Source organism: Holdemania filiformis DSM 12042, assembly GCF_000157995.1.
Classification (GTDB): domain Bacteria; phylum Bacillota_I; class Bacilli_A; order Erysipelotrichales; family Erysipelotrichaceae; genus Holdemania; species Holdemania filiformis.
The window spans coordinates 180,912-194,928 of sequence record NZ_GG657557.1; the positions used below are offsets into that span (position 1 = coordinate 180,912).

The 14,017-nt window shown below is 47.6% G+C and carries 14 protein-coding genes; 2 read left to right on the forward strand and 12 right to left on the reverse strand.

The annotated features are described in order from the left end of the window. The 7 genes from HOLDEFILI_RS19750 to HOLDEFILI_RS09790 all read right to left on the reverse strand — a co-directional run. On the reverse strand, positions 1–669 hold a 669-nt coding region (locus HOLDEFILI_RS19750), incomplete at its 3' end, for an AAA family ATPase (RefSeq protein ID WP_006059493.1). Positions 670–1,000: 331 nt separating this feature from the next. After that, positions 1,001–1,780, reverse strand: coding sequence for an ABC transporter ATP-binding protein (locus tag HOLDEFILI_RS09770; RefSeq protein WP_006059494.1), 780 nt, complete (start codon positions 1,778–1,780; stop codon positions 1,001–1,003). After that, complete coding sequence (locus tag HOLDEFILI_RS09775) at positions 1,773–2,768, reverse strand: FecCD family ABC transporter permease (RefSeq protein ID WP_006059495.1); 996 nt, start codon at positions 2,766–2,768, stop codon at positions 1,773–1,775. The genes HOLDEFILI_RS09770 and HOLDEFILI_RS09775 overlap by 8 nt, the downstream gene beginning before the upstream one ends. Then, positions 2,765–3,784 (reverse strand): ABC transporter substrate-binding protein, encoded by a 1,020-nt coding sequence (locus tag HOLDEFILI_RS09780; RefSeq protein ID WP_050766959.1) that lies wholly within the window; start codon positions 3,782–3,784, stop codon positions 2,765–2,767. Before HOLDEFILI_RS09780 ends, HOLDEFILI_RS09775 begins: the two co-directional genes overlap by 4 nt. 20 nt (positions 3,785–3,804) lie before the next feature. After that, positions 3,805–3,963, reverse strand: coding sequence for a hypothetical protein (locus HOLDEFILI_RS19300; RefSeq protein ID WP_006059497.1), 159 nt, complete (start codon positions 3,961–3,963; stop codon positions 3,805–3,807). A gap of 98 nt (positions 3,964–4,061) precedes the next feature. Beyond that, a complete protein-coding gene (locus tag HOLDEFILI_RS09785) occupies positions 4,062–4,820 on the reverse strand; it encodes a sirohydrochlorin cobaltochelatase (RefSeq protein ID WP_006059498.1) in 759 nt (252 codons plus the stop codon). A gap of 7 nt (positions 4,821–4,827) precedes the next feature. Further along, the gene (locus HOLDEFILI_RS09790; RefSeq protein WP_006059499.1) at positions 4,828–7,392 is read right to left on the reverse strand and encodes an FAD-dependent oxidoreductase; all 2,565 of its coding nucleotides are present in this window, start codon (positions 7,390–7,392) and stop codon (positions 4,828–4,830) included. 140 nt (positions 7,393–7,532) lie between these two features. Between HOLDEFILI_RS09790 and HOLDEFILI_RS09795 the strand changes: the two genes are divergently transcribed. Both HOLDEFILI_RS09795 and HOLDEFILI_RS09800 read left to right on the forward strand, forming a co-directional pair. Continuing rightward, positions 7,533–8,423, forward strand: a complete 891-nt coding sequence (locus tag HOLDEFILI_RS09795) for a LysR family transcriptional regulator (RefSeq protein WP_006059500.1) — start codon at positions 7,533–7,535, stop codon at positions 8,421–8,423. Beyond that, positions 8,420–8,896 carry a GNAT family N-acetyltransferase gene (locus HOLDEFILI_RS09800; RefSeq protein WP_006059501.1) on the forward strand — a complete coding sequence of 159 codons (477 nt, stop codon included), beginning with the start codon at positions 8,420–8,422 and terminating at the stop codon, positions 8,894–8,896. The genes HOLDEFILI_RS09795 and HOLDEFILI_RS09800 overlap by 4 nt, the downstream gene beginning before the upstream one ends. Positions 8,897–9,193: 297 nt before the next feature. On the opposite strand, the gene HOLDEFILI_RS09805 is transcribed toward HOLDEFILI_RS09800, so the two are convergent. The 5 genes from HOLDEFILI_RS09805 to HOLDEFILI_RS09820 form a co-directional block, all read right to left on the reverse strand. Beyond that, entirely contained in the window at positions 9,194–10,606 is a 1,413-nt protein-coding gene (locus HOLDEFILI_RS09805; RefSeq protein ID WP_039864623.1) for a hypothetical protein, read from the reverse strand. A gap of 169 nt (positions 10,607–10,775) precedes the next feature. Further along, positions 10,776–11,405: an ATP-binding protein gene (locus HOLDEFILI_RS09810; protein WP_425268577.1), complete on the reverse strand. Its 630-nt coding sequence runs from the start codon at positions 11,403–11,405 to the stop codon at positions 10,776–10,778. Positions 11,406–11,830: 425 nt separating this feature from the next. Then, on the reverse strand, positions 11,831–12,379 hold the full coding sequence (locus HOLDEFILI_RS09815) for an HAD hydrolase family protein (RefSeq protein WP_050766960.1): 549 nt from the start codon (positions 12,377–12,379) through the stop codon (positions 11,831–11,833). A gap of 13 nt (positions 12,380–12,392) precedes the next feature. After that, a complete protein-coding gene (locus HOLDEFILI_RS20365) occupies positions 12,393–12,578 on the reverse strand; it encodes an HAD family hydrolase (RefSeq protein ID WP_006059505.1) in 186 nt (61 codons plus the stop codon). 264 nt (positions 12,579–12,842) lie between these two features. Continuing rightward, positions 12,843–13,901, reverse strand: a complete 1,059-nt coding sequence (locus tag HOLDEFILI_RS09820; protein WP_039864624.1) for a WYL domain-containing protein — start codon at positions 13,899–13,901, stop codon at positions 12,843–12,845. Between the last annotated feature and the right edge of the window lie 116 nt (positions 13,902–14,017).

Here is a 14,017-nt window from a genome sequence, read left to right on the forward strand (position 1 = left end):
AAGTTCCAGGATATTTCGTTTTACCCGATCTACCCGGTCAAAATCTTTTGTACGAACATAAGTCTCTACGGCTTGAGGCATTCCCCCAACAATGAGGTATTGTCTAAAATAGTCCATCGCTTTCCGATGGAGCGCCTGTCCCATCGGCCGGCGTTCTTCAAAACATTTGCGGATGAGGTCCATGAACATCTCATTATCCAGTGCCCAGAGAAATTCTTCAAAATCAAGAGGAAACATTTTAATATGCCGTTCTTCTGAAGGAATTACGATATCTTTGATATTCGCTTTGATTGACATTAAAGATCCTGTTTCAAGATAGTCATAACGACCATCCGCCACAAGGTACTTAATCGCTGCGCGAGCTCTTGGAAAAAGCTGAACTTCATCAAAGATAATGAGCGTATTATGTTCATAACACCGGACATTATAGTAATTTGATAAATAAAGAAAAAAAGTATCCAAATCATTGAGGTAATGCTCAAACAAATCCGTGATCTCCTTAGAGACCCGGTTAAAGTCAATCAGAATGTAACTTTGATATTCAGCTTTCGCAAATTCCTCAGCAATATAACTTTTTCCTACCCGCCGCGCTCCGTCGATCAGCATAGCGGTATGTCCTGCATCTTCACGTTTCCATTGAACAAGCGTATCATAGATTTTCCGTTTCATAAACACACCTCCGTATTGATCGGCAATATCCTTCTGGTTTCAGTATACCATAGAAATTCATATCAAGAACACATTTTACACGTTTTCAAGATTTTTAATCGCATAATATCACACATTTTCAAGATTTTTATATCATCTCTGTCACACATTTTCTAGAATTTTAAATAATATTGTATTCACATTTTCAACGTTTTCAGGATGATACCGCAATCCAAAATGTTTAAAAACAGGAATGGACAATCAAAGTGATACTAAAAACCAGACAAATCCGTGATCTCGCAAAGGCGTGTCACGAACCTGTCTGGTTTTTTCTTTTTATCTTAAGTTCAAGCTATTCTCCGCTTTGATTCAGCGGCCGGAACAGAATAAACTCATTTCCTGTTTCATCCCTGACCTGTTTGGGACATAGCCCAAAAACAGACTGCGGCAGACCGCTGATCAGAAAATCCTCCGGCGTGCCCGTGAACACCCGCGTCCCCTGATCCAGGACGCAGACCTGATCGGCCAGTTCGACGGCATCCGCCAGCTCGTGCAGAATCAGAACCACCGTTTTGCCTTCCGCCTTCATCCGGCGCAAAAGCGCATAGACAACACGGCGGTATTCCATGTCCAAACTGGCCGTTGGTTCGTCCAACAGCACCACCGGCGTATCCTGCGCCAGCAGCATCGCAAAGTAAGCCAGCTGGCGTTCGCCGCCGGAACAGTGACAGACTAAATCCTCCGCATGCGCCGTGATCTCGGCCTGTTCCATGGCCTGCTGTACTTTCTGTTCATCCGCAGCGCTCAGCTGTCCGCCCCAGCCCAGATAGGGCTGACGGCCGTAACCCGTCAGCGTGCGCACGGTAATCGGCGGCCGCGGTAACACCTGCGGCAGCAGTGCGATCCGGCGAGATCGTTCCTGCGGAGTCAGAGAGCGCAGCGGACAGCCATCCAGCGTCACCTGGCCCTGCCAGCGGGTCTGCGTCATCGCCAGGCATCGCAAGAGCGACGTCTTACCGCTGCCGTTGCGACCCAGCAGCACCGTGATCTGACCCGCTTCCGCTTGAAAATCAACCTGCTTGAGAATGGTTTTAGATCCCAGCCGCAGGCTGATCTGCTGGGCCCTAAGCATAACGCCCCCGCCGCTGGAACAGGATGAACAGGAAGAACGGCGCGCCCAACAGCGCCATCAGAATCCCCGCCGGCAATTCCGCCGGGGAAAAGAGCGTTCGTCCCGCTAAGTCGGACAGCACGACTAAATTGGCACCCAACAGCGCGGTCACCGGCACCAGAATCCGCAGGTCATGCCCCGCCAGCTTCCGCGCCAGATGCGGCACGATCAAGCCGACAAACCCCAGCAGCCCGGCATACGTAACCACCGCCGCGCACAGCGCGCTGGCCAGAATCAGACAGATCAGCCGCAGCGCTTTGACCTTTACGCCTAACGTGGCGGCCAGCTCATCACCCAGACACAACAGATTTAACTGCGGTGCTAATCCCCAGGCAAGGCCCGTTCCCACCCCGATCATGAGCGCGGGAAAAACCAGATCCGCTCCCTGAACGCCGGAAAATCCGCCAATCGAAAACGCCGAATACGACGCCAGGGCATCGGGAACCAGCTGTGAAAGAAAAGAGATCCCGGCGCTGAGCAGCGAGCTGACCGCGACCCCGGCCAGCAGCACCGTCGACTTGGACTGATGTCCGCCCGCACCCACTGAAATTCCCAACACCAGAAACGTCGTGAACAACGCGCCCGCAAACGCCGCCAGCGGCAGAACCGCAAACGCCATCGGGAACAGGCAAAGCAGAACCATGACCGCAAAGCCCGCGCCGGAATTCACGCCGATGATATTCGGCGAACACAGATCGTTGCCCGTTGCGCTTTGAAGCAGAAGACCAGAAACCGCCAGCCCCACGCCGGCCAGCACAGCCCCGGCAACCCGCGGCAGCCGCAGCTGCAGCACGATCAGCCGCACCGTCGGATCGTCGCCGCCCGTAAAGACGGCGATCACCTCAGCCAGCGGAAACCGGGCGCTGCCCAGCGCCAGTCCGCTCAGTCCCAGCACCGCTAAGAACAGAAAGAGAAACGGGATCAGAACCCGTTTCTTCTTGATCTTCATGAAAAGCTCTCCGGATACAACAGGCCGGCTAACACGCGGTAGGATTCAGCCCAGCGGGCGTTGGGCTTATAATGAAACAAGTCTTTGGACAAATAGGTGCAGCGGCCGTTTTTCACCGCTTCCAGATCACGCCAGCCGCTTTCCTCAAGCAGGCTGTCCATATAAGCACGGGCCGCTTCCTCATTGCCCTGGGGAACGATCAGAATCACATCCGGCTGATTCAGCAGAATGCTTTCCAACGCCAGTCCCTCCGACAAAGCGCCGGCTTCATCCGCGATGTTGACCGCGCCCAGTTCCTCCAGCATGCCGCCGACGAAGTGATCCTTCGCCGTTTTCGCCTTCGTCGCGGAATAGCCTGAACCCGCCCGGATAAATAAGACCGAGACCGGTTCTTGGCCCGAGCGGGCCTGCGTCACTTCCGTCAGCAGCGTCTCGATCTCTTGCTGGAGGTTAAGTCCGTAGGTCTGGTAGGCCTCAGTATTCCCGGTGATCTGCGTGAATAATTTTAATAAGGAAAGATAATCCGCAAAGCTTTCCTCTTTTAAGGCCGCGCACGGAATCCCATAGCCGCTTAACTGACCGCACAGCTCAGCCTGCGCGCCCATATCCGCCGAAGCGATCACAAAGTCCGGCTGCTGGGCGATCAGCTGCTCCGCATCGATTTTTAACCCGGCGCCATCGTCCACCAGCGGCGTCCCGGCGTTGACAAATCCGCGCTTCACGCTGTCGCCGACCGTTACTGCGACGTCCCCGCCCGCCAGCTGCCACAGCTCGGCATACGAGGAAAACAACACCGCCGGGCGTTGAGGGGCCTGGGATAACGTGATTTCCCGATCCAGCGCGTCGGTAAAGGTCAGCGGATAGCTTACGGCCGCCGCGTTTTCTTCCGGCTGCGGTGCCGCCGGTGTTGTTTGACAGCCGGCCATCGCCGCCAGGATCATCAGCGCAGCCAGGACCTTGACCGCTTTATTTTTCACTTTAAATTCAGACAAAAAAATGTCCGGTTTTCTGCTCATCTTCAATCCTCCTGATTTCATCATTTCTCCGGCGCATCACAGCCGGAAAAACGCAGTCCCTGCGGACTGCGGCAGTCCGCTTCCCGGATCCTTTTCAAATCCGGGAAGCCTGCCTGATCGTTGAAACGCAACGATCCCGCTAACATTCGATCGTCAAGATTGAACGTCAGCTGACTCACGAAGATTATTTTAAAGCCCTCGCCCGACGTTGCGGTATGGCAAATCTCAATTCGTAAGCGAAACGAGCGTTGCCGCTCGTCTTTTAGTATTTTATTGTCTATCCGTTGAATCCCGTTTCTTCAGTGAATGAAAGAAACAATTCCTGAAAAGCTGGACAGCTGCCCAGTTCCAGATCGGAGATCGTCACGGACAGCGCGGGATAAGCTGCCGCCCAGCTCCGGCTTTCCCGCCGGACTTCCTGAGCGTGATGACCCGCGCACAGCATCAGGAAATTCAATTCAACCCGCCGGGCTCCGCTTTGATTCCATTTTTCCAGCAGCTCGCCTAAGCTTGGTCCGCCATGCAGCAGCGCGATCGACAGATCATCGCGGCCCGCTGATTTCAGCTGTGCCTGCAGTGCGGCATAAGCCGAATTCTCTCCCTGCGCGCAGCCATGTCCCAACAAAACCCGGGTCAGCCCTGGCTTGGCAGGAAACAGTGCGTCCAGCGCCTGAGCGCAAGCCTGACTTCTTGAACAGAGCAGTGGGGGAATCAGAATCAACTGATCAAAATCGGCCCGCCGTTGTTCCACCTGGCTTCGCAGCTTATCCCACTCTGCGCCTTCCGCTAACAACAGACTGTTCACGACCACGCGCCGGCAGCCTTGTTCTGCAAGCTGGCTCAGCGCCTCGCCGACTAACGGCAGCGGTTTTCCCTGGGCTGCCAGATGCGCCTGAATCCACAGACTGGTCAGTGCCAGCGCGCTAGGAAGCAGGGGAAATTGCTGAACCGCGGCCTGATGCACAGCGGCGAAGCAGCGCTCAAACCGCTGCGGATCAGCGGTTCCAAACGCCGCGCTTACCCAACCGTCAAACATGATCAAACTAGCACTTCGCCCCGCCGACAACCGTCTTCTTCAGGATGCTGTCCTTGTCGATCGAACCGTTAAGCAGCTTGTCTTCCACATAATCGAAGCCTAAGCGCGCGATCGTATCGGCAAAGCGTTCGCCGGTAATCCCTTCATCGCGATAGAACAGGATCGCCCGTTCAACTAACGCCAGCACTTCTTCCTCGCTCGTGAAGATCCGCGACAGCGGTTTGCCTTCCGCGACCTTCTTACCCCAGCGGCCGCCAATGTAAACTTTATAACCGTAGGTGCTTTCTTCAATCGCCTTGAACGGACACTTGGATACGCATCGTCCACAATGATTGCACAGGTCGGCGTCGATCTGAAGCTTGCCGTCGATCAGCTTCGCCGCCCCGATCGGACAGTTTTTTTCAATCTGACAGACCTGACAGCCGCGGCACTTCGCCATGTTGATCTCCGGGATCCGCTGGCCGACGATGCCTAAATCGTTCAGATTCGGCTTGACGCAGTTGTTCGGACAGCCGCCGACCGCCAGCTTAAACTTATGCGGCAGCACGATATCATGATAGCCGATATAAAACAGATCGTGTAATTTCTGACTTAACTGGAACGTGTCGATCAAACCATACTGGCAGGTTGTGCCCTTGCAGGAAACGACCGGACGAACCTTCGATCCCGTGCCGCCGGTTTCCAGCCCGGCATCGTTTAAGAACGTCATCAGCGCGTCCAGATTCGCGTAAGGAACACCCTGGACTTCTAGCGTCAGGCGCGTTGTCATCGTGACTTCGCCAGTTCCAAACAGTTCAGCCGCTTCGGCGATCTTGCGCTGTTCCTCACTGGTGATCTTGCCGTTGCGGGTGATCACGCGGACGTTGAAGCGATCCGGATAACGCTTATCCTGTAAACAGCCCAAGCCCTTGACGCGTTTGATTTCATCCGGCGGAATCGCCGCCCCGGCAAACTGCACCTTCACTTCATTCATCGTGACGCCGCCTTCCAGGACGACCGTCTGGGTATAGCCGAAGTGACGCAGCCGGTTCTGAAGCAGATACGCGCGGCGGCCGCGGTTGCAGACCAACAACAGTTTGGCATCGCGGTCAAGACCTTCGACCGGGCCGTTGACCTGAGCCAGATCCACCCATTTTGCGCCGGCGATCGTCGGCTTCGGCAGCACGTCGACAACCTGATAGTCCTTTGCGGCTCCATTGGCATAGTCCGCCGGCGTCATCGACGTCATTGCACCGGACAGCTTGTTTTCCAAGACCAGGCAAGCCTGGACAAACGGATGAATCGCGGTGGAGAACGGCGGTGCATAGGAATAGTCCAGACTGTTGAACACTTCCAGCGTCAGGCCTGCGGCAATACCCGTCACGGCGATGTCGACCATTTTATCGACGGCGCTGCCCAGCACCTGGATGCCCAGAAGCTGATGCGTCGAACGATCGGCGATTAATTTTGTCATAAAGAAGGAAGAACCTGGATAATAGTGTGCTTTATCATCACTGGCGCAGACCACCGTGACCGGTTCATAGCCGGCTTCCCGGGCCTGCGCTTCCGTCAGACCGGTGCGTCCGGCGTTAAAGCCTTCGCCCAAGCGCACGACGCCGGTGCCCAGACAGCCGCCGTATGGCGTTTCCGTTCCAGTCATCGTGCAGGCTAAAGCCCGTGCGGTAATGTTGGCCGTCGATCCCATCGCCGACCACTGAGGCTGATGGGTCTGTTGGTTTCTCACCAGCGCGCAGTCGCCGGCGGCATAGACGTCAGGAATGTTGGTGCGCATCATTTCATCCACGACAATTGCGCCTTTTTCCATGGCCAGACCGCTGCCGTTCAGGAACGTGGTCGCCGGCCGGATGCCGATCGCCAGCACGACCAGATCCGCCCCGATCCGGCTGCCGCTGGTCAACACGCCGTCCGCCCGTTCTGTACCGGTGATCTCGCTTAACGGTGTTCCGGTCAAAACCCGGATGCCATTCTGGCGCAGACGCCGGCGGGCATATCCCGCCATTTCCGGATCAAAAATCTTCGGCAGAATCTGATCCGCCGCATCGATCACGGTGACTGCCAGACCCTGAGCCTGTAAATTCTCCGCAATTTCCAAACCGATGAAGCCCGCGCCCACCACGACGGCGCTGCGGCAATGCCGGTCCTGAACGTAAGACCGCAAAGCGATCGCGTCATCCGGCGTCCGCATCGTAAAGACGCCTGGTAGCCGGATGCCTTCCACCTGCGGAACAAACGGCGTCGCGCCGGTCGCGATGACCAGCTTATCGTAGCTCTCCAACCACGTCTGTCCCTGACACAGCGCCGTGACGGTTTTCGCCTGGAAATTGACGCTTGTCACTTCGCAGCGGGTCACGACCTCCACGCCCGTCAGTCCCGTATATTTTTCCGGGGTATTGACGATCAATTCCTCCCGGCTTTCAATCATCCCTCCGACATAATACGGAAGACCGCATCCAGCGTAGGAAATATCCGCACTCTGCGTCAGAATCTTTACTTCTGCACTGCGGTTTTGACGTTTGATCTTGGCTGCCGCTTTGATCCCTGCCGCGACACCGCCGATCACTAATACTTTCATGTCCAGCTCCTCCTTCCGGGATCTGTGAATTTGTTAAATTGTTAACAGTCCCTTCGTTGTAAAATTATAGCATAGGCGCTATAATAAAAGAAAATTGTTAATACTTATCTGTTGATTCATTTTTCTTATGAGGTGAACCCATGATTGATTATCGGATCCCAACCTTTTTAACACTCTACGAACTGATGAATTACCGCCGCACTGCCGAACAGCTGAAACTCAGCCAGCCTGCCGTCACCCAGCAGATCCACGCGCTGGAACGGGATTACGGCTGCCGGCTGTTCACTTATGACGGAAGTCGTCTGTACCGCACCCCGGAAGCGGAAAAACTGGCGCAGTATGCCCGCGTCGCCATGTATAATGACCAACGGATGCGCCAGGAACTGGCCGTTCCTAAAATTCTGACCCTCCGCCTCGGCGCGACCAAAACGATCGGCGAATTCATCATCGGCGAGGATCTCTGCCGCTTCCTCAAGCGGCCCGACCGCACCTTGGAAATCGTAGTGGAAAACACGCGCGAACTGCTTCACCGTCTAGAAATGGAGGAGCTGGATTTCGCGTTGGTGGAGGGCAGCTTCGATAAAAGCCGTTACGGCTACCGGCGTTTTCAATCCGCGCCGTTTGTCGGGATGTGCCATTGCGATCATCCCTTCGCAGGCAAAAAAGTAACCGGTGAAGCCCTGGCTGATCAAAGCGTCATCCTGCGTGAAGCGGGATCCGGAACACGCGCGATCTTTGAGAAATCACTGCAGGAGAGCGGGTACTCACTGGATAAGATCGGACGGATCATCTGCGTCAACAATTTTGCCTTGATCGTGCGGATGGTGAGTGAAAATCTCGGCGTTTCCTTCGCCTATTCCGCCGTCGCCGCAGGTCATCCCGAACTGACGACCTTCCGGCTGGAAGGCCTGAGCGAACAGCGGGAGTTTAATTTCGTCTATTTAAAAGGAACGCAGGCCGGCCAGCTGATCGATGAAATTTTTCCGAATTCTTCTGGCGGTCAGCGTTCAAAGGAAAGAGGACGGTTATGAATTATCGAAAAATGAGCGAAGCGGATGCCCGGCTGATCGAACAGTGGCGTTATCCCGGCGAATACGCAATCTATGATGAACCCCGGTTCTCAGAAATTCCTGCCTGCCAGCGCGAGCATTTCATCAGCTTCTTTGAACAGGATCAACTGATCGGATTCGTTAATTTATTGGAGGAAGAAACGGCGGTTTTTTTCGGCATCGGTGTTCATCCGCAGGCTTGTTCCCGCGGCGTCGGTACGGCGATCACCCGGGAAGCGATCGCGATTGCCAAACAGCGCTGGCCGCACAAGCCTTTGTATCTGGAAGTCAGGACGTGGAATCAGCGGGCTGTGGCTTGTTATGAAAGGGCAGGCTTTGTGATTACCAAAAAAGTCCAGCTGACGACTCAGTTGGGACCTGGTCTTTTCTATCACATGGAAACCAATCTTTCGGATGAATCGATCAGGGATACTGCCATTAAATCATCGAAGTGATGAATCCTTGGCGCCCATCAGCCTGTCTATAAGCGCTATAACTTAATTTCTATTATGAAAAAAATAACCGGATGGCTGACAATGAGTTATATTTTCAATTGAGCTCCAAAATTTTGCCAACCAAAAAACCGGAAATCTTGACGAGACTTCCGGTCGTTCATCGAAAATCAGCAATTTTTAAATGCCGTATTAGCAAATATATTAGCAGAAAGTTAGCAAGATTCGACTTAATATTGAGCTGTATTAGCTCAACAAACTGGGATTTCTTAATGACAAGAATTTGCAACTATTGTGATTTTAATTAGTGTTTCTGCATTCAAGATATTCTCTATTGATCAAGAACTCTTTGTACCAGACAACTGTCACAGAATAAAAATCCAAATATGTATATGCATCTTTAAAGTTTGACCAGCCATACCAACCATTCGATATTATAGTTTTAACATTCTCAATAGCTTTTTGCTTAATATTGGAATCTTCTGAGTCAGCAAAAATAATTGATATATTAAAAATATCTGGTGCATTATCCTCATCGATTGGCGTATTCATAAATGAATCTTTCATTGCCACTTCCATGCATTCTCTTATCGTTTTCTTAGGCTTCTTTACATAATAATTGAATAATGTTCGCCAAGTAATATTATATTTATTACCTTGAACCAGTAAACCATAGTTAAAATTGTCTATTGCAAGACTGTTTTCTAGAAAAGCTGATATTATGTGATTAGGTGGCATTAAAAATTTTTTTGTTTCATTCCATTCCTTTTCCCAACAGCCTATGCCGATATATCTAGAAATCATTTCTGCTGATAAAAAGAAAAGAAATTCTATATTTTCATAAGACTCTTTTGACAAATTAAAAAACGGAGACAATGGCCAAATAAATACCTTTTGATATGTAATCCTTCCATGTGCTATTGCATTCCTAACTTTAATCATATTGTCTATAAAAAAGGATACATTATCATCCAACAATTCATATTTTTCTAGAAAATATTTAACCTTAATAGCCAAATTAAGAAAATCTCCTATCAAAAGGCTATTAACTGATTTCCTATTCTGTTCCACCATCTGTTTAGTCTGCGCCTCTGTAAAGTAATAAGATTTAAAATGTTGATACATCATGCTTTCAATATTATTCTCAAGTTTATTTTTTAATTCGTCAGCAATACTCTCTCCAAACAACTCGAATATATGAAAAAAACTCAATGTTGCTTCATCGTAATACAAATCAGCATCGCAGCTTTCCTCTTTCAAATAAATCGCTTTTCTCCATCTGTCTAGCAAGGTAATAATTAATTCTGGTTCCTTATTCAACCTATCTAAAATAATTATTAAATCACTTGAATAATCCACATCATCAATTTTTATATGATTCTCTTGTTTCTCATATTCTATTGGTATAATACCACCAGAACCCCCATCACTATGGTAAATAGTAAGCGGAATTCCTGTAAGAAAAGTAATTATTCCTTGTATAACTAAATTATCCCCTCTGCTATATCTATGTGTTTCTGACGGACCACCATATTGCTCCAATTCACACTTAGTAATCACCGATAATTTCTTACACTTATAGGTATTCCACCCCTCACCAGCTATCGTTTCTTCTCCTGTATCAAAAACCACAGAATTATTGTACTCAAAATAAACTTCAATGTTGTTTACTTTACAATTATAATAGTGTTGACTATACGACATTATTGACATTTTCTTCTATTCCTTCCTGTTTCTTGATATACTATTTCAAAGGTCTGGCATAGGCAGTTTTAGTAACTTAAAACTATCAGATTTTTTGGATTGGGGTTTTAATTTTTGTTTATTATATAATCACAAACTCCGTAAATTCAAATTTATCGCTGCATTTATATAATGCACTTTACACATGATATACTCTCTCAAACCCATTAGTTTTGATTCGCAAATCAATTATTCTTCCAGTAACCAATTTGATATCTACGATTTTGATACCCTCATATTGATAATCCTCATGCTTTGTTCGCGCAATCAACATTTTAGGATAGGCATCTTTGATTTTTAAAAGCGGATCAACCTCTCTTGCAAATGTATCTTCACCTGAAATATCATCTGAAACTTGAATATAAAGTTTCTCATCGTGTTTCATAGCTACAAAGTCAATTTCTTTTTTATAGAGTACACCTGCATATATTTCGTAGCCTCTACGCATTAGTTCAATAGCAACGATGTTTTCAATCATTCTACCATAATCCATATTTCTTTTACCAAGTTTTGCATATCGAAAAGCATGGTCACTCAAGTAATACTTTTCACTAGAAGACAGATATTTTTTTCCTCGAATGTCATATCTTCTTACTTTATAAAAAGCAAAGGCGTTGCACAAATACTCCAAATATTTTCCTACAGTAATATGATTGATTTTATCCTTATTTTTGGTCAGGGTTTCTGCTATTTGTCGAGTTGATGACAGGTTTGAAATATTATCCATTAAAAAATCAGAAATGCGATCCATCAGCGTAGTATTTCTAATCTTATATCTTCAATCCAACGAATATAGTTATCCCTCAATTTGGACTTTCCACTACGTTTAGCTCACGTAATTACTTTGATATCTGGAGTCCCTTTTAGTCGCTTTAATTTATCTAAATACTGAGTTCTCTCTATTATTTTCATCTCTTTGCCTCCAAATCTTTTTTATATTATGCTTGTTCTATTTACCAATTTCAAATTTTTTTCATTTTTGGTAAATAGAATTATAAATAACCTGTGTCCTTCAATATTCTTTATACATCATAGGGAAACCAATCTGACGGATGAATCCATCAGGGGTACTGCCACTAAATCATCGAAACGATGAATCCCCGGCATCTGCCAACCTGTCCGCAGCTCTCAGCTGGTTTTCAGGGTTCAGCGCCACTCCCGGATATTCTTTATCATCGCAAGCTTGTTCTGTAATCACATCGGCGACAGCTTTTGTATCGTCACTGCCATTTCGTAAACATACGCCAGCCCCGCCGCCTGAATCATTTCATTGTCATTGCTCGTATTCCCAAAAGCGATCACTTCAGATAAATCGATCTTATGCGCTTCATAAAATTTTGTCAGCGCATCCGCTTTATTCGCTCTTGGATCTGAAAATTCAAGTAAATCCGGGCATGTTTTAAACCCTGCGAAGTTTTCATTGGGATGTTCTACAATCCATTTTTCAGCTTCAGCCATTTGATTTTCATCAATTCTGAACATGATATTTGCATTATCCTGGGCATACAAGTCATCGACCGAATTCGCTTTTATGATGGGAATGTCGCCGATTCTTTTATAATGTTTCATGGTTTCAACTTCTTTAAGAAAAACCTGACCTCCATTCAGATATATCGAAGGATTGGAATCAAAAGGACGCATTAAATCAACGGTTTCTTTAATATATTCCTTTTTCATTATGAAGTAACCCGATTCCTGCTTATTCAAATTATCCCAAAGCGAACAGCCGTTAAGCCCGATCATCACATCGAAATCCTCATGATATCCCCACCTTTTCATTGAACACCGGATTTAGAAAAGCGGCCCGGTTTGAAGCGACGCCAAAGTAAACGCCGTCGGATCGCAGATCATCGATGATTTTCTTTGTTCTTGGAGTCAGCTTTTGATGTTTGACGACAAGTGTCCCATCAATATCACAGATTATCAGTTTCGGTTTCTTCATTGGATTCTCCCCCGTGTGTTATTTTTATTTCTATTAAATCATATTTTCAAGCGGTACGGAATTCTTTACTTGATTTCAGCGCATTTTTTAAGTAATTAGGTCTTTCTAGCTCCGTCTTCATAGTTTACAGCTCACAAGATATTCAGGGCTAGTATACTGCTGATCTCTTCTATTACGAAAGCTGCCGTGAAAAGAACACGCTGATTTTGAATATCGTTATCTTCTCAAAAAATAGCACCCGGACTCAGTGCAATAATAGCTTCGTTAAATCTCTATTTCTGATGATTTCCCGGGTTTATTTTCTTTTTCTCCCTCAAGCTCCCGGCTCAGACGTTGAACCATCCGATAAGCTTTGGCAATTTGCTGAATCATCCGGTTTCTTAAATCCGCAGGATATACGATGAAAGCATCCTGACCGAAGCGGCTAAAATATTGATAGACTTGCTCAGGTGAACAATCAAAATAATAATTCGCGCCTGTTTCATCTTGCGTGATGTTGATCGCTACGGGGCGATGAATGTACAGACTATGAAATTGTTTAATCCCGTTTTCTGTCAGATGAACGCAGATTTCCTGATCGGAGCGGATCGCGAACTGCGGTCCATATTGAACCATCTTCTCAAATAATTTCGCCTGGGATTCCTGAATTACCAACGAATCTTTTAAGATCATCACATGATCAATCCGGTTTATCCGGAAGGAGTATATTTTTCCATTGGCCACACACAAAAGATAATTAAACAATTCTTCATGCGAACCGCTTATACAATAAGGAGAAGCGATATGTCTGTTATTATTCGGAGTCGTGAAATAAATCTTCCGTTTCTCTTGGATCGCTTGTTCAATCCGATCAAAACGTTCCTTGAAAATAATCCGTTCTCTTTTATCCTGCGAAAGATAAGCATAAGAAGCAAACATGTTGCGGAAGTAATTGGATACCGATTGTCCATGGAGATTATAATCCTGAATAAATTGAATTGTGCCTGCCGTTTCTTTTGTCGGCTTTAGCGACAAAGCGACGTCATTTTTGGAATTTAGAAGATGATAGGAGGACAACTGGATATAAGAAAGAATTTTATTACTCAATTCCTCGGCCTGTACCGCAGACGCAGTCTTAAACGTTTCGTAAATATTTCTTTTTATATAGTCATCATACCGATTATTCTCATCCTGATAACGCTCAACATAATTGACAATCAGCGTATTGATAAACGCATTTTTATTGAGCTCGCCGTTCTTCTTAAAAAACAGAAATTTTTCCATATCATTTAACAAGATGGCATGAATAAAATCCGGAATATAAATTTTTATTTTTTCTTCCACCTGGATCACCTCTATTCCATTATACCTGAAAAGGGGTCATAGAATAGTAACCAACTCCATTATTTTAGAGATAATTTTTTAATTTTCAGGGGTCTTCGTAAAAAAGAATCTGAACA

What these genes read in the sequence shown, in the direction of transcription:
- HOLDEFILI_RS09815 (WP_050766960.1), bottom strand. Translation starts at nt 12,379, where the DNA reads ATGATCGGGCTTAACGGCTGTTCGCTTTGGGATAATTTGAATAAGCAG.
- HOLDEFILI_RS09785 (WP_006059498.1), bottom strand. Translation starts at nt 4,820, where the DNA reads ATGTTTGACGGTTGGGTAAGCGCGGCGTTTGGAACCGCTGATCCGCAG.
- HOLDEFILI_RS20365 (WP_006059505.1), bottom strand. Translation starts at nt 12,578, where the DNA reads ATGAAGAAACCGAAACTGATAATCTGTGATATTGATGGGACACTTGTC.
- HOLDEFILI_RS09790 (WP_006059499.1), bottom strand. Translation starts at nt 7,392, where the DNA reads ATGAAAGTATTAGTGATCGGCGGTGTCGCGGCAGGGATCAAAGCGGCA.
- HOLDEFILI_RS09795 (WP_006059500.1), top strand. Translation starts at nt 7,533, where the DNA reads ATGATTGATTATCGGATCCCAACCTTTTTAACACTCTACGAACTGATG.
- HOLDEFILI_RS09805 (WP_039864623.1), bottom strand. Translation starts at nt 10,606, where the DNA reads ATGTCAATAATGTCGTATAGTCAACACTATTATAATTGTAAAGTAAAC.
- HOLDEFILI_RS09775 (WP_006059495.1), bottom strand. Translation starts at nt 2,768, where the DNA reads ATGAAGATCAAGAAGAAACGGGTTCTGATCCCGTTTCTCTTTCTGTTC.
- HOLDEFILI_RS09780 (WP_050766959.1), bottom strand. Translation starts at nt 3,784, where the DNA reads ATGAGCAGAAAACCGGACATTTTTTTGTCTGAATTTAAAGTGAAAAAT.
- HOLDEFILI_RS09770 (WP_006059494.1), bottom strand. Translation starts at nt 1,780, where the DNA reads ATGCTTAGGGCCCAGCAGATCAGCCTGCGGCTGGGATCTAAAACCATT.
- HOLDEFILI_RS09800 (WP_006059501.1), top strand. Translation starts at nt 8,420, where the DNA reads ATGAATTATCGAAAAATGAGCGAAGCGGATGCCCGGCTGATCGAACAG.